This window comes from Kitasatospora sp. NBC_01287, from assembly GCF_026340565.1.
Taxonomy (GTDB): domain Bacteria; phylum Actinomycetota; class Actinomycetes; order Streptomycetales; family Streptomycetaceae; genus Kitasatospora.
Window position 1 is genome coordinate 732,890 of sequence record NZ_JAPEPB010000001.1, and the last position, 15,894, is coordinate 748,783.

A 15,894-nucleotide genomic window follows, 5' to 3' on the forward strand; every position below is an offset into this window, starting at 1 on the left:
ACTTCCGCCTATCCTCGACAGCCATGGACCTCGTACACGAGCGCCGGGGCGACGGCCCGCCCCTGCTGCTGCTGCACGGCATCGGACACCGCTGGCAGGGCTGGAAGCCCGTGCTCGACCTGCTCGCCGCCGAGCGGGAGGTGATCGCCGTCGACCTGCCCGGCTTCGGTGCCTCCCCCACTCTGCCACCAGGCCTGCCCTACACCGTGGACAGCGCGCTCACGGTGCTCGCCGACTTCCTCGCCTCGATCGGCGTCGAGCGCCCCCACGTGGCGGGCAACTCGCTCGGCGGCCTCTTCGCACTGCGCGCCGCCCAGCGCGGCCTGGTCTCCTCGGCCACCGCACTCTCCCCCGCCGGCTTCTACCGGCTGCCCGGCTACCTCTACGCGGCCGGCCTGCTGGGCCTGCACCGGGTGGCCGCGCGCACCCCGGAGCCGGTGCGCGCCAGGCTGGCCCGCTCGGCCCAGGGCCGCAAGCTCATGTTCGGCGTGATCTACGGCCGCCCCGAGCGGCTCGATCCGGCCGAGCTGCTGCTCGACACCCGTGCCCTGCTGGACGCCCCCGGCTTCAGCGAGACCCTGCGGGCCGGACGCGCCGAACAGGCCCACCGCTTCCCGACGGCGATCCCCGCCGACGTCCCGCTCACCATCGCCTGGGGCACCCGCGACCGCCTGCTCCCGCACGCCCAGGGCCGCCGTGCCCGCACCCTCCTGCCAGGCGCCCGCTTCATCCCCCTCCCCGACTGCGGCCACGTCCCGATGGGCGACAACCCCACCCTGGTCGCCCGGGTCCTGCTGCAGGGCAGCAGCTCCCCGCTGCTCACCACCACCAGCACCACCACCAGCACCCAGTAGCCCGCAACCCCTACGACCCAGCAGGCGTCGCGCGGACCACGCTTGCTTCGAGCGCACTCGAAGCCTCTAGCGTTACCGGCATGACGGTGATCGACAGCACTCCCGTGCACTCCCCGCCCGCGCGCGCCTGCGTCTCCTGGGGTCCTGCCCATCCGCGCCCCGACGGCCAGGACCGGTACACGATCAGCGAGGTCGCGGCGCTGACCGGTCTCAGCGCGCACACCTTGCGCTGGTACGAGCAGATCGGCCTGATGACGCACGTGGGGCGGTCGCACCACGGCCAACGCGTCTTCGGCAACCGGGACCTCGACTGGCTCGCCTTCGTCGGCACGCTGCGCCTGACCGGGATGCCGGTCGCCGCCATGGTCCACTTCGCGGAGCTGGTCCGCCGGGGCGAGGACACCTTCGAGGAGCGGCAGGAGGTCCTGGAGCAGACCCGGCACGACGTCCTCTCGCGCATCGCGGAGTTGCAGGACACCCTCGCCGCGCTCGACCACAAGATCGACTTCTACGCGGACGCCCGGCGGGCGTCGGAGAGGGCCTGAGCGCCATCATGAGCAACACCACCGAGCAGATCCGCACGGTCGAGCTGGGTACCGGCGGCCCCGTCGTCGGTGTCCAGGGCTTCGGCGCCATGGGCATCAGCGCCGCTTACGGCGAGACGGACACCGCGGCGGCCCGCGACACCCTGGAGGCCGCCCTGGAAGCGGGCGTCACCCTCATCGACACCGCCGACATGTACGGCCACGGTGCCAACGAGGAGTTCCTCGCGCCGTTCCTCGCGGCGCACCGCGACGAGGTCACGCTGGCCACCAAGTTCGGCTTCGAGCTGCGCGCCGACGAGCCGGGCTACCGCGGCATCAGCAACGACCCCGCGTACATCAGGCGCGCCGCCGAGGCGAGCCTGCGCCGGCTCGGCATCGAGGCCATCGACCTCTACTACATGCACCGCCGCGACGCCGCCGTCCCGCTCGCCGAGTCGGTCGGTGCCATGGCCGAGCTGGTGCGGGAGGGCAAGGTCAGGCACCTGGGCCTCAGCGAGGTCACCGGGGCCGAGCTGCGCGAGGCGCACGCCGTGCACCCGATCACCGCGCTGCAGTCGGAGTGGTCGCTCTTCAGCCGGGACGTCGAGCGCAGCGCGGTGGGCGCGGCCGCCGAGCTCGGGGTCGCCTTCGTGCCGTACTCACCGCTCGGCCGGGGCTTCCTGACGGGTGCCTTCAGCGACGCGAGCAAGGAACTCTCCGGCGGCGACTTCCGGCAGTTGCTGCCGCGCTTCAGCGGCGACAACGCCAGGGCGAACACCGCGCTGCTGGCGCCGCTCGACAAGATCGCGGCCGATCACGGCGCCACCCCCGCCCAGATCGCGCTGGCCTGGGTGCAGCAGCGGGCCCAGGCGCACGGCCTCACCGTCGTGCCCATCCCCGGCACCCGCAAGCGCGCCCGCCTCCTGGAGAACGCCGCGGCCACCCGGATCACCCTGAGCGCCGCGGAGCTGGCACTGCTGGAGCCGATCGCCGGCCAGGTGGCGGGCCCGCGCTACTCGGACATGTCCCTCACCTCCGAGGCGCGCGAGGCCTGATCCGCGAGGCCTGATCGCCCCAGGCCCGAGGGCCTATCCGGAGGTGTCGGTGGTGTCCGCACCGGTGACGCGGTCCGGGTAGGCCTTGGAGAAGTTCAGCATGTAGACGATGAGCACGACGGGCAGGGCCAGGCTGAAGACCACCTCCAGGAGGTGATGCGAGGAGTGCCGGTCGAGGGCGACCGCCACGGTCCGGGAGGCACCGAGCGCCAGGATCGCCAGACCCCAGGCGGTGCTGAGCACCAGGTTGATCCGCTTGAAGGTGGCGGACCCCCAGGCCGCGCGCGGCACGCTCTCGCGGGCGAACTGCTCGGTGAACGGCAGCACCGGGACCAGCGCGAGGATGACCAGCCCGAGGATGATTCCGACGCCCGCACCGCCCCACCTTGCCAGCCAGGAGTCGTCGTGGCGGCCGAGGCTGAAGCCGAGCACGGCCAGGACGGCGAAGAGCACCAGCGAGCACACGTTCAGGACCTTTGGCGGCCACACCGGGCGGCTGATCGCGATGGCGATCAGCGCGAGGAGGGCGGCGACCAGCGCGGCGAGGCCGATGGCGTGCGAGGGCAGGAACCGGGCGAGCAGCGAAAAGGCGATCAAGGGAAGGAACGCGAGAACGAGCGTGGAGGTCTTCATCGCGGAACTCCGTCGGGACCCGGTCGGCTGAAGCGCCGGCTCATCGGGTCGAGGGCGGCACTACGGGCCATGGGGCAGACCATCGTTGAGGCTTCGACTACCTCCAGCATAGTCGCGGGGGCACCGGGCCGCCCCACCCGCCGCGGGTGAACGCCCGCTCACCCGGTGCGCGGACGGCGACGGCGCCCCAGCCGGTCCCAGCCCTTGAGCAGCCAGGGGACGGCGAACCAGAGCAGCCAGGCGGAGTTGGTGGCGAAGAACACCGGGATGGACAGGGCGAAGCCGAGCATCACCCGGCGCGAGGACCGGGCCGACCGCGCCACCGAGCTCGCCGACATGCCGGGGGCCAAGCCGTGTGCGGCCGAGTGGCGCACGATCGCCAGGAGCACTGCCGAGGCCAGCACCTGCAACACCGCGTAGAAGCCGAAGCGCAGCGCGTGGGCGTCGAGGGACTGCGCGCCGCGCGTCGTCAGCAGCCTGGTCGCGAACGGGTTCAGCACCACCGCGAGGAGCCAGGCCGTGTTGAGCACGCGAAGCTGCCGATCGGCCCGCTCGATGGAGAGGAACACCCGGTGGTGGTTGTGCCACCCCGCGGCGATCACGATGAAGCTGATCAAGAAGGCCGCATAGTGGCCGCCGTTGGCGCGCACGGATTCCCACAACGCGCCCACGTCCCTGCCGTCGGGTACCGGCAGGTCGATGGCCAGCAGGGTGATCGCGATCGCCACCACGGCATCGGAGAACCCCGCCAGCCGGTCGATCCCCCGCGCCTGCGGCCCGTCCTCGGCTTCCGCCTGCTCCGGCATACAACCACTCACCTGTCCGAAGAGTGCCCCGACGAGTGACTTCCGCCGGCCCGGGGCCGAGCGCGGCACCGGGCCGAGCGGGTGCTCCGGCCCCACGGGCGCCGTGGGGGCCGGAGCGGGCAGGCGCGGGCACGCCCGCCCGCTCAGGGCCGGTGTCTCAGCAGATCCGCGGCAGTTGCTCCCCCAGCGGCAGGTCGACCACCCGGGTACCGCCCAGCGCCGTGCGGGCCACCACCATGCCGGGGTGCTCGGCCACGCACTCGCCGATCACCGCCGCCCGCGCGCCCAGCGGGTGGGCCCGCATGGCCGCCAGCACCGCGTCCGCGTGCTCGCGCGGCACGAAGGCGACCAGCTTGCCCTCGTTGGCCACGTACATCGGGTCCAGGCCCAGGATCGCGCAGGCGTTGGCCACCTCCGGCGGCACCGGGACGGCGCGCTCGCGCACCGCGACCCCGACCCCGGCGGCGGCCGCGATCTCGTTCAGTGCCGCCGCCAGCCCGCCCCTGGTGGGGTCGCGCAGCACGTGCAGATCGGGGGTGACGGCCAGCATGGCGTCCACCAGTCCGCCGAGCGGGGCGCAGTCGCTGACGATCTCGACACCGAACTCCAGGCCCTCCCGGACGCTCATGATCGCCACACCGTGCAGGCCGATCTCCCCGCTGACGATCACCACGTCGCCCGGCACCGCGCGCTGCGGACGCAGGTCCACCCCGGCCGGGATCAGGCCGATCCCGGCGGTGTTGAGGTAGATGCCGTCCCCGTGCCCGGCCTCCACCACCTTGGTGTCGCCGGTCACCACCGCCACGCCGGCCGCCCGCGCGGCCGCGCCCATCGCCTGGGCGACCCGGCCGACCACGGACATCTCCACGCCCTCCTCCAGGATCACCCCGCAGGAGAGGTAGGCCGCCCGGGCGCCGCTCATGGCCAGGTCGTTGACGGTGCCGTTGACCGCCAGGTCGCCGATGCAGCCGCCGGGGAAGAAGAGCGGGCGCACCACGAAGGAGTCGGTGGAGAAGGCGAGTCGGGCGCCGCCCAGGGTGAGCGCCGCCGAGTCCGCCAGGGTGCTGCCGCCGAAGGCCGGCGCGAAGATGTTCTCCACCAGCTCGGCCGACATCAGCCCGCCGCCGCCGTGGCCCATCACCACCCGGGGGTGGTCGCGCAGCGGCATCGGGCAGCTCCAGCCGGAGAAGTCCGGTGCCGCCAGGGTGCTGGTCTCAGCCAACGGGGGTCACCTCCAGGGCGGCCGGCGTGCCGAGCCGCCGGTACAGGTAGTAGGCGGCGCAGGCGCCCTCGGTGGAGACCATGGTGGCGCCCAGCGGGTTGCGCGGGGTGCAGGTGGTGCCGAAGGCCTCGCACTCGTGCGGCTTGATCAGGCCCTGCAGCACCTCGCCGCTGCGGCAGAGCGCGGACTCGCGGGTGGTGATGCCGCTCACCTCGAAGCGGTGCTCGGCGTCGTAGGCGCGGTAGCGCTCGGAGAGCCGCCAGCCGCTGCCTGGGATCACCCCGATGCCGCGCCAGGCCCGGTCGGTCACCTCGAAGACGTCCTCCAGCATGGCCCGGGCGGCGGGGTTGCCCTCGGGCCGCACCGCGCGCTCGTAGGCGTTCTCCACGGTGTGCTCGCCGCGCTCCAACTGCCGCACGGTGCGCCGGATCCCCTCCAGGATGTCGAGCGGCTCGAAGCCGGTGACCACGATCGGCACCCGGTGCCGGGCGGCCAGTTCGGGGTACTCCTCGACGCCCATCACGCTGCACACGTGCCCGGCCGCCAGGAACCCCTGGACCCGGCAGTCCGGTGAGGTCATGATCGCCTCGATCGCCGGGGGCACCCGCACGTGCGAGACCAGCATGCTGAAGTTGCGGATGCCCTGCTTGCGGGCCTGATGGACCGTCATGGCGTTGGGCGGTGCCGTGGTCTCGAAGCCGATGCCGAAGAAGACCACCTCACGGTCCGGGTTCTCCCGGGCGATCCGCAGCGCGTCCAGCGGCGAGTAGACCACCCGGACGTCACCGCCCTCGCCGCGCACCCGGAACAGGTCGCGGTCACTGCCCGGCACCCGCAGCATGTCGCCGAAGGAGCAGAAGATGACGCCAGGACGCCCGGCGATCTCCAGCGCCTTGTCGATCACCTCCAGCGGCGTCACACAGACCGGGCAGCCCGGTCCGTGGATCAACTCCACACCTTCCGGCAGCAGTTGGTCGATGCCGTGCCGGATGATGGTGTGCGTCTGGCCGCCGCAGACCTCCATCAGCGCCCACGGCCTGGTGACCGCGGCCCTGATGTCCTCCAGCAGGCCGCGGGCCAGCTCCGGGTCCCGGAACTCCTCCAGGTACTTCACCGCTCCACCTCCGCACCGGCGCCGCCCGCCTCGGCCGCCGCGGCCGCCTCCCACGGGTCGCCGAACTCCTCCATCAGCAAGCCGAGTTCGGCGAAGAGTTCGAGGGTCTGGCGAGCCGACTCCTCGTCCAGCCGCTGCAGCGCGAACCCGACGTGCACGATGGCGTACTCACCGACCGCGAGGTCGGGCAGGTACTCCAGGCACACGTCCTTGACCACTCCGCCGAAGTCCATGACGGCCATCCGGGCGCCGTCGCGTTCCTCGATCTCCATCACCCTGCCGGGCACCGCCAGGCACATCGGTGCTACTCCTCTCGCCGGGCGGCTCGCGCCGCCACCATCAACTGGCCCAGTGCCAGGCCCCCGTCGTTCGGCGGGACCCGGCGGTGCCGCAGCACCGTGAAGCCGTCCGCCCCCAGCCCGCGCGCGCAGGCCGAGGAGAGCACGGCGTTGGCGAACACCCCGCCGGTCAGCGCCACCACGGCGGTGCCGTGCCGCTCACGGGCCGCGCCGCAGAGCCGGCGCACCAGCTCCGCGACAGCGGCGTGGAAGCGGGCGGCGATCAGCCCCGCCGACGCGCCGGAGCGCAGGTCGGCGAGCACCGCGGCCAGCACCGGAGCCGGGTCGGCCACCAGCGGCGCGTCGAGCCGCCCAGCCGCGCCGCGCACCGCGAACGCGTAGCCCTCGGCGTCCCCGTGCGCGACCGCCGCCGCCTCCAGCTCGATCGCCGCCTGCGCCTCGTAGCCGGCCAGCTGGCAGACGCCCGCCAGCGCGGCCACCGCGTCGAACAGCCGGCCCATGCTGGAGGTCGGCACACAGTTCAGCGATCGATCCAACTGACGATCCAGACAGGCGAGTTCATCGGCCGGACAGGCCCGCACGCAGGGCAGCTCGGGGTGCCAGCCGAGCCCGGCCGCCCGCAGGTGCGCCAGTGCCATCCGATAGGGGCGCGCCACGGCCGCGTCGCCGCCCGGCAGCGGCACGTAGCCCAGGTGCGCGAAGCGCCGGAACCCGTCGTAGTCCGCGAGCAGCACCTCGCCGCCCCAGACCGCGCCGTCCGTGCCGTAGCCGGTGCCGTCGAAGGCGACGCCGATCACCGGCGCGCTGCCGTCCAGGCCGTGTTCGGCCATCGCGGCCGCCACGTGGGCGTGGTGGTGCTGCACCCGGACCACCGGCCGTCCCCGCGCGGTGCGTTCGGCCTGCCGGCCCGAGCGGTAGCCGGGGTGCCGGTCGGCCACCAGCAGCTCGGGCCGCACACCCGTGATCGTTTCCAGGTGCCCGACGGCGGTGTCGAAGGCCCGCAGCGTGGCCAGGTCGTCCATGTCGCCGATGTGCGCGGAGAGCCAGGCGTAGCCGTCCCGGCCGAGCGCGAAGGTGTTCTTCAGGTCGCCGCCGACCGCGAGTGCCGGGCGTACCGGAACCGGCAGCGGCAGCGGCAGCGGGGCCCAGCCGCGCGAGCGCCGCACCAGCAGCTGCTCGCCGTCCACCACCCGCACCACCGAGTCGTCGCAGGGCACCTGGATCGGCCGGTCGTGCGTCAACCAGCCGTCCACCAGCGGCGCCAGGCGCGTGAGCGCCTCGGCGTCGTCGGTGACGATCGGCTCACCGGCCAGGTTGGCGCTGGTCAGCACCAGCAGCCCTGGTCCCGGCGGGTCACCGGGCAGGCCGAGCAGCAGGTGGTGCAGTGGCGCGTACGCCAGCATGACCCCCAGGTCCGGGCAGCGCGGCGCGATGGCCTCGGCCAGCGCGCCGGCCCCCGCCCGGCGGCGCAGCAGCACGATCGGCCGCACCGGGCCGGTCAGCAACTCCCGCTCCACCGGGCCGAGGTGGACCAGCGGTTCGAGGTCGGCGAGCGAACGGGCCAGCACCGCGAAGGGCTTGTCGCCCCGGTTCTTGCGGCGGCGCAGCCGCGCGATCGCCGCCGGGTCGGTGGCGTCGCAGGCCAGGTGGTAGCCGCCGATCCCCTTGACCGCCAGGATCGCCCCGCCGGCCAGCAACCCCCTTGCCCGAGCGACCACTTCGCCGCCGCTCAGGGTCGCCTCGCCGGGCCGGACCAGCGCGAGCCGCGGCCCGCAGGCATGGCAGGAGACCGGCTGGGCGTGGAACCGGCGGTCCGCCGGGTCGCCGTACTCCCGGGCGCAGTCCCCGCACATCGGGAAGCCGGCCATCGTGGTGGCCGCCCGGTCGTAGGGCAGGCCGGTGACGATGGTGAACCGCGGCCCGCAGTTGACGCAGGTGATGAACGGGTGCCGGTGGCGCCGGTCGGCCGGGTCGGCCAGCTCGGCCAGACAGTCGGCGCAGGTGGCCGTGTCCGGCGGGATCAGCGTGCGGGCCGGCCCGGTGGCCCGGGAGGCGAGGATCGCGAAGCCGCTCGCGCCGGTGGCCGCCAGGCTCTCCTGCTCCACCGCCGCGACCTGCGCCAGCGGCGGCGCGTCGGCGCCGATCCGGCGGCAGAAGTCCGCCAGCGCCGCCGCGGGTCCCTCGACCTCCGCGAGCACGCCGTCACCGGTGTTGGTGACGTGCCCGGCCAGTCCGAGCTCGGTGGCCAGGGTGAAGACGAAGGGCCGGAACCCGACCCCCTGCACGATCCCCCGGACGAAGACCCGTCGGCGCTGACAGGTCGTCAATGCCGGTCCACCAGACCATGGCTGTGCGTGTCCACCGGCGCATGGCCGTGCGTGTCCACCGGCGCATGGCCGTGCGTGTCCACCGGACCATGGCTGTGCGTGTCCACCTGGCCATGGCTGTGCGTGTGCCCCGCCGAGGGGCGGCCCATCACCGGCTGGTGCACCGGCGCGCCCTCCAGCACCGCGAGCGCCCGGTCCAGCAGCGCGCCGACCCCCTCCCCGGTGCGCGCCGAGGTCAGCAGCACCTCGACCCCGGGGTTGACCCGGGCGACGTTGGCCCGGAAGCCCGCCTCGTCGAAGTCGACGGCCGCCGCCAGGTCGCTCTTGGTGACCAGCACCAGGTTGGCCAGCCCGAAGGCGGTCGGGTACTTGAGCGGCTTGTCCTCGCCCTCGGTGACCGAGGCGAGCACCACGCGCAGCGATTCGCCCAGGTCGTAGGAGGCCGGGCAGACCAGGTTGCCGACGTTCTCCACGAAGAGCAGCCGGGTCGGCTCCGGCAGCCAGCCGTCCAGGTGGCCGGCCAGCATCACCGCCTCCAGGTGGCACAGCCCGTCGGTGAGCACCTGCTTCACCGGCACGCCCGAACGCCCCAGCCGCGTCGCGTCGTTCTCGGTGGCCAGGTCCGCGGTGAGCGCCGCGACCGGCACCGCGCGCTCCCTGGCCAGGCCGAGTTCGAGTTCGAGCAGCGCGGTCTTGCCGCTGCCCGGACTGGAGAGCAGGTTGACGGCGACGGTGCCGCGGGCGGTCAGCGCCGCGCGCAACTCCCGTGCGCTGCCGTCGTTGCGGGCGAGGACCGCCTGCTGGAGATCGACCGTACGACACATCGGCTTCAGCCTTCCTGGTCGGCCCGGGCGAGCGCGGGCTCCTCGGCCCAGCGCACGTCCAGGATCTGCAACTCACGCCCGGTCAGCAGCTCGCCCGCCACCCCGGGGCAGCGCGGGCAGCAGAGGTCGGGCGGCATGCCGACGGCCCACTCGGTGGCGCAGGCCGCGCACCTGGCCCGGGCCGGCACCGCCTCGACGGTCAACTCCGCCCCCGCCAGGACCGTGTCGGCGCAGGCCAGTGAGAAGCAGAAGTCGAGCGCGTCCGGCACCACCCCGGCCAGCTCGCCGACCTGGAGCCGCACCGCCTCGACGGCGACCGCCCCGTGCTCGCGCGCCGCTTGCTCCACCTGCTCGACGACGGCCACCGCGATCGACATCTCGTGCATCGGCCCTCTTCCCGGATCACGCGACTACGCCGCGGCGGGCACCATTAGAGAGCGCGGTGGCGGCAGCGGCTCGCAGCCGCGCCGCCACCGCGCCCGGGGCGTACGCCATTCGCAGCAGTACCGGGTGCGGAACCCGGTACCCTGCGCTCACCTGCGGTCACATGCGGGAGATCCGCAGGTACCGCTTGACGTCCGGCAGGGTCTGCCAGACCAGCACGCCCACACCCGCCGCGAGCACGCCGCGGACCAGGAACTTCAGCATGATGACGCCTTTCTCTGTGCCCGGTGGGCGACCGGTCGCCCGCTCGGGTCCGACTCCGCCAGCAGACACCGGATCACCGCGACCGCCTCGTCCACGGCCGCCGCCACCGGCGCGCTCAGCCCGATGCCCTCCTCCAGCGAGGCCGGCTCGCAGCCGACCACCAGCACCCGCTCCGGCGGCGAACCGCCGGTCCCGGCGGCGAGCGCGGCCAGCAGGCCGAGCACCGCGTCCGGGCCCATCCGGTGCCCGTCCAGCACGGCGGCGGCCACCGGGTCCACCTGCTCGACCGGGCCGCTGGTGGCATCGATCAGGTAGACAGTGCCGGGTACGCCACCGCGCGCGGTGGCGTCCACCAGCACCAGGGTCCGGTAGCCGTCCAGGAGTTGGTAGGCGAGGTGGACCCCGCGCACTCCGAAGTCGACCACCTCGACCCGCTCGGGCAGCTCCTGCGCGCCGAGCCGGCGCACCGTCTCGATGCCGAAGCCGTCGTCGCCGAGGAAGATGTTCCCCACCCCGGCGATCAGCACCCGGCCGTCCGCGACCAACCGCCCGGCCACGCCAGCGCCCGGCTCGGCCACGCTCTCGACCCGCTCCGTCATTCCCCCTCCAGCGGTGTGACCTCGTCCGGCTGGAAGTAGCGGAACCGGCCCTGGGCCCGCCACAGGTCGGCACCGGGGTCGCCCTCCACGGTGACGGCGAGGTGCACCTCGCCGTCCACGTCGTGCAGCACCGCCTCCACCAGCGCGGTGCGCCCGTGCAGGAAGAGGTCCTGCGCGTCGGTGCGCCGCCGCCCCGGCTTGAGCAGCACCCGGCTGCCCGCGCCGACCGAGCGGCCGTCCACCAGCACCCGGTCCTGGTCCGGGTCCACCTGCGGGTCGTTGCCCGGGTCCCACCACGGCTGGTCGGCGGCGGGCGCGGTCGGCGCGGTGACCTCGCGCAGCGCCCGCACCGCGCCGTGCAGTCGCTCCAGCACCTCGGCCGGCAGCGAGTCGGCGAGGTCGATCACCGCACCGGCCCGCTCGTCGGTGCCGCGCGCCTCGCGCTTCTCCCGGTCGGTGAGCGCGGCCGTGCGCAGCGCGAGGATCTCGTCGATCTCGGTCGCGTCGTAGAGCGCGCCCGGGCTCTCCGGGGCCACCTGCGGGTGGTCCTCCAGGATGATCGGCGAGGAGAGCAGCACCGAGTCCTGCCCGGGCGGCCCGACCAGCACCGGCCAGGTGTGCTCGCTGCGGCACTCGGCGACCGCCGCCTTGGCCCACTGCGGCGGGTCGGTGGCGGAGAGGAAGGCGCCCTGGTCGAGCCCGAGCAGCAGGTGCGCGGAGACCAGTGAACGAGGCAGCGCGGCCTCGCGCGGGTCGCCCGTGCCCGGCTGCCAGGTGGAGCTGTTGGCCACCTCCGCGACCAGCCGCACCGCCCGGTAGGGACCGGGCAGCTCCTGGGTGCGCAACCGCACCACGCCGTCCAGCTGTTCGCACTGGCGCAGCAGCCGGCCGACCAGCACGCCGTCCTCCAGCACCTCCTCCTGCTCCTCGCGGGCGGGCGAGCGGAACGGGTGCTCGATCCCGGTGCCGGTCAACTTGTCGACCGGAACGATGAGTTCGACCCGCTCCTCGATCCCCTCGTCCCACGGGACCAGCACCCGGTCGGCCAGCTCCAGTTCCGGGACGGTCTCGAACTCACCGTTCTCCAGGACCCGTTGGACGGTTCGCCGCTGGGCCCGCAGGAACCGCAGCTGCACCGCCAGGTCGGCGCCGCGCCGCGGCTCCATCACGCACTCGGTGCGCTGCTCGCTGTGCTCCGCGCTGTCCGCCCCGTAGCTGGGCGGCACCAGCACGCCGAACTGCCAGCGCAGCCGGTTCTTGGCCGCCGAGGCCCGGTAGGGGTAGAGCACGTAGCCCTCGAAGAGCACCGCGTCGGCGATCTGCCGGGCCACCGCGAAACGGGCCTCCAGCTCCACCGGCAGGGCCGTCATCGCACCGCCTCCTCGATCGGGGCCCGGTCGAGCAGTTCGCGCACCGTCGCCTCCCAGGAGGGCAGCGCCCGCTGGGAGCGGTAGAGCAGCAGCTCGTCCATCAGGTCGCCCGGCAGCCGCAGCCAGCCGCAGCCGGGGAAGTGCTGGTCCATCGCGTCCCGCCAGACCTTGGCGGGCATCCGCACCACCGCCTCCTTGTCCCAGGGCACCGGAGTGACCTGGAAGCCGCCGGGGCCGGTGAAGGCGGTGCCGGAGAAGAGCAGCAGCAGCGGGACGTCGCCGCCCTCCAGCGCCCGCAGGTAGCGGGAGGCGGCCACCTCCAGGTCGTAGGTGCAGGGCACCACGAGGTCCGCCTCGGTCTCGCCCTCGAAGCCGGGGACCAGCAGCGAGACCTGGGCGAACTGGATCGGATTGAGCGTGGTGCCCCAGCGCGAGCGGTCGCCGAACAGGTCGGCCAGCCGCTCGCCCTCGGCCTCGCCGTAGGGGCGGCGGGCCGGTTCGATCCGCAGCTGGCAGCGGAGCGCGAGCGCGTGCACCCGGGCCCCGCCGGTGGCGGTGATCCGCAACCGGAAGACGAGGGTCGGTCCCGCGGCGTACGGGTCGGAGCGCACCTGCGTGCAGGTGAAGCCGAGTTCGGTCACGGCCGCACCTCCGCGCGCGGGGCCCTGGCCCGCTCGGCCAGCCGGCCGAAGAAGCCGTCCAGCTCGGCGCGGGCCTCGGCGCCGCCGTCGAAGCCGTGCCAGCACAGCCGCAGCCGGCCGACCAGTTCGTAGCAGACGTCGATCGGGACCAGGTAGCAGTCGATCCGGCCCGCCGTGCGGCGCAGCAGCAGCGCTTCGGTGTCCGGCGCCAGCTCGGCGGCCAGCCGGCTGCCCTCCAGCACCGTCTGCCAGGCCGTCTCGTCGAGTTCGGCCTCGGCGGCCCCGGCCGGGCTCGGGTAGAGGGTGACCAGCCGCTCCAGCGCGGTGTCCCGGAACAGGAACGCGGTGCTGACCGGGATCCGCAGCGCCTGCCAGGCACTCTCGTCCAACTGGTGCTCGGGGTCGGCCAGATAGCGGTCGGAGAGCCCCTGGTAGCGGCCGCCCGCCGCACCCTGCTGCTGGAACAGCAGGGCGCAGGCCGGGCAGACGCAGACCAGCGCGCGCTCGTCGCGGTCCGCCAGGTGTCGGTGCCGGCCCGGCAGGTGGATGTCGCAGAACTCGCAGCGCTCGGGCTGCGGCGGCGCGGGCTCGCGCAGCCGGCGCAGCAGCGCGGTGCCGGGGCGGGTGAGATGTCGCAGGCTCACCGGACCTCCGCCACGGGGCGGGTGCCGATCTGCAGCAACGTGGGCTGCCGGGCCAGTTCGACCGCGGTGACCTCGGGCGCGAAGCAGGCCAGCGCCTCCTCCAGCCGCGCGCCGTCCTGTGCGCCGCCGCAACCGCAACCGCCGCCCTCGCCGTCCTGACGCAGCGTCAACTCGCCGCTCTCGGCGTCGAACCGCTGCACCTCCCAGCCGGGTACGGCCGCCAGCGCGTGCCCGATCCTGGTCGGCACGTCCTGCGGGTGCAGGTCGTGCAGCACCAGCAGTCCGGCCACCAGCTCGTCCCCGAACGCCTCGGCGGGCAGCAGCGCGGCCATCCGGCCCAGGCCCGCACCGTAGAAGTCCATCAGGGTGCGGACCAGTTCCTCGGCGGCCTCGCGCTGGCCGGCCTCGGTCAGCTCGTCCAGCACCTCCTGCACCCGCAGGCCCAGCTCCTCCGCCGTCATGCGGTGAGTCCGCTCAGACCGGTGGGCACGTGCATGGTCTGCACCGTCTTGCCGTTGCCCACGTACATGTGGACACCGCAGGGCAGACAGGGGTCGAAGCTGCGCACGGCGCGCATGATGTCGATGCCCTTGAAGTTCTCCGGGGAGTTCTCCTCGAAGATCGGGGTGTTCTGCACCGCGTCCTCGTACGGCCCGGGGGTCCCGTAGCTGTCGCGCACGCTGGCGTTCCACGGGGTGGGCGGGTACGGGTGGTAGTTGGCGATCTTGCCGTCCCTGATCACCATGTGGTGCGAGAGCACGCCGCGCACCGCCTCGGTGAAGCCGCAGCCCAGGCCCTCGTCGGGCACCTCGAACTTCTCCCAGGTCTGGGTCTTGCCGGCGCGCACCTCGGCGAGCGCCTTCTCGGCGAAGTGCAGGGCGGCGGCGGCCGCGTAGGCCTGGAAGTAGGTGCGGGCGCGGTTGCGCTCGATCGCGTTGCTCCACTGCGGGATCTTCCACTCGAAGGTGGTCTCCGGCTTGGTCATGGAGCGGGGCAGGTTGATCACCACGCTGTGCCCGGTGGCCTTGATGTAGCCGATGTCGACCAGCCCGGACAGCGCGGTGGACCAGAGCCTGGCGATCGGGCCGCCGCCGGTGTCCAGCGCCAGGTGGTCCTTGCCGTCGAACCAGCGCGGGGACATCACCCAGCTGTACTTGTCGTCGAAGTTGCGCTTCTGCGGCTGCGGGATGGTGTGCTGGTTCCACGGGTGGCGCGGGTCGACCGGGTTGCCGAGCGGGTCGTGGGTGACGAACTGCTCCTGGCCCTGCCAGTCCTCGTAGTACGAGCTGCCGAGCAGGATCCGGATGCCGAGGTTGATCTCGGTGAGGTCGTTGGTGACCAGCTTGCCGTCCACCACCACGCCCGGGGTGACGAACATCTTGCGACCCCAGTCCGTCATGTTCCGGTACGTGAAGTCGCAGTGGTCGGGGTCGTTGAGGCTGCCCCAGCAGCCGAGCAGGATCCGGCGGCGGCCGACCTCCTCGTAGCCGGGCAGCGCCTGGTAGAAGAAGTCGAAGAGGTCGTCGTGCAGCGGCACGACCTTCTTCATGAACTCCACGTAGCGCATCAGCCGGGTCAGGTAGTCGGTGAAGAGCTGCACCGTGGCCACCGTGCCGACGCCGCCCGGGTAGAGCGTGGAGGGGTGCACGTGGCGCCCCTCCATCAGGCAGAACATCTCCCGGGTGTAGCGGCTGACCTGGAGCGCCTCGCGGTAGAACTCGCCCTCGATCGGGTTGAGCGAGCGCATGATGTCGGCGATGGTCTTGTAGCCGTGGTCGCCCGCGTGCGGCGCCTCGGTGCGCTCGGCCAGCTCCAGCACACCGGGGTTGGTCTCGCGGACCATCTTCTCGCAGTAGTCGACCCCGACCAGGTTCTCCTGGAAGATGTTGTGGTCGAACATGTACTCGGCGGCCTCGCCGAGGTTGATGATCCACTCGCCCAGGTGCGGCGGCTTCACGCCGTAGGCCATGTTCTGCGCGTAGACGGAACAGGTGGCGTGGTTGTCGCCGCAGATGCCGCAGATCCGGCTGGTGATGAAGTGCGCGTCACGCGGATCCTTGCCGCGCATGAAGACGCTGTAGCCGCGGAAGACCGACGACGTGCTGTAGCACTCGGCGACCTTCTTCTGCTTGAAGTCGATCTTCGTGTGGATGCCCAGGCTGCCCACGATCCGGGTGATCGGGTCCCAGGACATCTCCACCAGGCCGCTGCCGTCGCCGGCCGCTTTCGTCGTCGGTGCCATCGTCTCTGTCGTGCCCTTCTGCTCTGCTCTGCCTCTGCTCGCGGAGGATCCGCTCGCGACTTGGGGGGACGCGGCGGCGGGCCGCACGCGGG

General features: G+C 73.2%; 17 protein-coding genes. 3 read left to right on the forward strand and 14 right to left on the reverse strand.

The window, feature by feature from the left end; all coding sequences use genetic code 11:
- Positions 1-23: 23 nt before the first annotated feature.
- The 3 genes from OG455_RS02780 to OG455_RS02790 all read left to right on the forward strand — a co-directional run bounded on the left by OG455_RS02780 (position 24) and on the right by OG455_RS02790 (position 2,433).
- Positions 24-854, forward strand: coding sequence for an alpha/beta fold hydrolase (locus OG455_RS02780; protein WP_266289777.1), 831 nt, complete (start codon positions 24-26; stop codon positions 852-854).
- A gap of 80 nt (positions 855-934) precedes the next feature.
- Entirely contained in the window at positions 935-1,399 is a 465-nt protein-coding gene (locus OG455_RS02785) for a MerR family transcriptional regulator (protein ID WP_266289779.1), read from the forward strand.
- 8 nt (positions 1,400-1,407) lie between these two features.
- Complete coding sequence (locus OG455_RS02790; RefSeq protein ID WP_266289781.1) at positions 1,408-2,433, forward strand: aldo/keto reductase; 1,026 nt, start codon at positions 1,408-1,410, stop codon at positions 2,431-2,433.
- Positions 2,434-2,466: 33 nt separating this feature from the next.
- On the opposite strand, the gene OG455_RS02795 is transcribed toward OG455_RS02790, so the two are convergent.
- From OG455_RS02795 to OG455_RS02860, 14 genes are all read right to left on the reverse strand, one after another.
- Positions 2,467-3,066, reverse strand: coding sequence for a hypothetical protein (locus OG455_RS02795; RefSeq protein ID WP_266289783.1), 600 nt, complete (start codon positions 3,064-3,066; stop codon positions 2,467-2,469).
- Positions 3,067-3,224: 158 nt separating this feature from the next.
- A complete protein-coding gene (locus OG455_RS02800; protein WP_266289785.1) occupies positions 3,225-3,872 on the reverse strand; it encodes a TMEM175 family protein in 648 nt (215 codons plus the stop codon).
- Positions 3,873-4,029: 157 nt separating this feature from the next.
- A complete protein-coding gene (gene hypE, locus OG455_RS02805; protein WP_266300635.1) occupies positions 4,030-5,040 on the reverse strand; it encodes a hydrogenase expression/formation protein HypE in 1,011 nt (336 codons plus the stop codon).
- Positions 5,041-5,086: 46 nt separating this feature from the next.
- The gene (gene hypD, locus OG455_RS02810; protein WP_266289787.1) at positions 5,087-6,208 is read right to left on the reverse strand and encodes a hydrogenase formation protein HypD; all 1,122 of its coding nucleotides are present in this window, start codon (positions 6,206-6,208) and stop codon (positions 5,087-5,089) included.
- Positions 6,205-6,507 (reverse strand): HypC/HybG/HupF family hydrogenase formation chaperone, encoded by a 303-nt coding sequence (locus tag OG455_RS02815; RefSeq protein WP_266289789.1) that lies wholly within the window; start codon positions 6,505-6,507, stop codon positions 6,205-6,207. The genes hypD and OG455_RS02815 overlap by 4 nt, the downstream gene beginning before the upstream one ends.
- A gap of 5 nt (positions 6,508-6,512) precedes the next feature.
- On the reverse strand, positions 6,513-8,834 hold the full coding sequence (gene hypF, locus OG455_RS02820) for a carbamoyltransferase HypF (protein ID WP_266289791.1): 2,322 nt from the start codon (positions 8,832-8,834) through the stop codon (positions 6,513-6,515).
- On the reverse strand, positions 8,831-9,658 hold the full coding sequence (gene hypB / locus OG455_RS02825; protein ID WP_266289793.1) for a hydrogenase nickel incorporation protein HypB: 828 nt from the start codon (positions 9,656-9,658) through the stop codon (positions 8,831-8,833). Before hypB ends, hypF begins: the two co-directional genes overlap by 4 nt.
- Positions 9,659-9,663: 5 nt before the next feature.
- A complete protein-coding gene (gene hypA / locus OG455_RS02830; RefSeq protein ID WP_266289795.1) occupies positions 9,664-10,044 on the reverse strand; it encodes a hydrogenase maturation nickel metallochaperone HypA in 381 nt (126 codons plus the stop codon).
- Between the two features lie 255 nt (positions 10,045-10,299).
- Entirely contained in the window at positions 10,300-10,905 is a 606-nt protein-coding gene (locus OG455_RS02835) for a hydrogenase maturation protease (RefSeq protein ID WP_266289797.1), read from the reverse strand.
- Entirely contained in the window at positions 10,902-12,275 is a 1,374-nt protein-coding gene (locus OG455_RS02840) for a hypothetical protein (RefSeq protein ID WP_266289799.1), read from the reverse strand. The genes OG455_RS02835 and OG455_RS02840 overlap by 4 nt, the downstream gene beginning before the upstream one ends.
- The gene (locus OG455_RS02845) at positions 12,272-12,916 is read right to left on the reverse strand and encodes a DUF6084 family protein (protein ID WP_266289801.1); all 645 of its coding nucleotides are present in this window, start codon (positions 12,914-12,916) and stop codon (positions 12,272-12,274) included. Before OG455_RS02845 ends, OG455_RS02840 begins: the two co-directional genes overlap by 4 nt.
- Positions 12,913-13,554 carry a DUF5947 family protein gene (locus tag OG455_RS02850; RefSeq protein WP_266300636.1) on the reverse strand — a complete coding sequence of 214 codons (642 nt, stop codon included), beginning with the start codon at positions 13,552-13,554 and terminating at the stop codon, positions 12,913-12,915. The genes OG455_RS02845 and OG455_RS02850 overlap by 4 nt, the downstream gene beginning before the upstream one ends.
- A 2-nt stretch (positions 13,555-13,556) precedes the next feature.
- The gene (locus OG455_RS02855; protein WP_266289803.1) at positions 13,557-14,021 is read right to left on the reverse strand and encodes a thioredoxin; all 465 of its coding nucleotides are present in this window, start codon (positions 14,019-14,021) and stop codon (positions 13,557-13,559) included.
- A complete protein-coding gene (locus OG455_RS02860; RefSeq protein WP_266289805.1) occupies positions 14,018-15,802 on the reverse strand; it encodes a nickel-dependent hydrogenase large subunit in 1,785 nt (594 codons plus the stop codon). Before OG455_RS02860 ends, OG455_RS02855 begins: the two co-directional genes overlap by 4 nt.
- Positions 15,803-15,894 lie beyond the last annotated feature (92 nt).

Excerpts from the sequence above, each read along its gene's own strand:
- OG455_RS02780 (WP_266289777.1), top strand. The coding sequence starts at position 24 with ATGGACCTCGTACACGAGCGCCGGGGCGACGGCCCGCCCCTGCTGCTG.
- OG455_RS02785 (WP_266289779.1), top strand. The coding sequence starts at position 935 with ATGACGGTGATCGACAGCACTCCCGTGCACTCCCCGCCCGCGCGCGCC.
- OG455_RS02790 (WP_266289781.1), top strand. The coding sequence starts at position 1,408 with ATGAGCAACACCACCGAGCAGATCCGCACGGTCGAGCTGGGTACCGGC.
- OG455_RS02795 (WP_266289783.1), bottom strand. The coding sequence starts at position 3,066 with ATGAAGACCTCCACGCTCGTTCTCGCGTTCCTTCCCTTGATCGCCTTT.
- OG455_RS02800 (WP_266289785.1), bottom strand. The coding sequence starts at position 3,872 with ATGCCGGAGCAGGCGGAAGCCGAGGACGGGCCGCAGGCGCGGGGGATC.
- hypE (WP_266300635.1), bottom strand. The coding sequence starts at position 5,040 with ATGCCGCTGCGCGACCACCCCCGGGTGGTGATGGGCCACGGCGGCGGC.
- OG455_RS02815 (WP_266289789.1), bottom strand. The coding sequence starts at position 6,507 with ATGTGCCTGGCGGTGCCCGGCAGGGTGATGGAGATCGAGGAACGCGAC.
- hypB (WP_266289793.1), bottom strand. The coding sequence starts at position 9,658 with ATGTGTCGTACGGTCGATCTCCAGCAGGCGGTCCTCGCCCGCAACGAC.
- hypA (WP_266289795.1), bottom strand. The coding sequence starts at position 10,044 with ATGCACGAGATGTCGATCGCGGTGGCCGTCGTCGAGCAGGTGGAGCAA.
- OG455_RS02835 (WP_266289797.1), bottom strand. The coding sequence starts at position 10,905 with ATGACGGAGCGGGTCGAGAGCGTGGCCGAGCCGGGCGCTGGCGTGGCC.
- OG455_RS02840 (WP_266289799.1), bottom strand. The coding sequence starts at position 12,275 with ATGACGGCCCTGCCGGTGGAGCTGGAGGCCCGTTTCGCGGTGGCCCGG.
- OG455_RS02855 (WP_266289803.1), bottom strand. The coding sequence starts at position 14,021 with ATGACGGCGGAGGAGCTGGGCCTGCGGGTGCAGGAGGTGCTGGACGAG.
- OG455_RS02860 (WP_266289805.1), bottom strand. The coding sequence starts at position 15,802 with ATGGCACCGACGACGAAAGCGGCCGGCGACGGCAGCGGCCTGGTGGAG.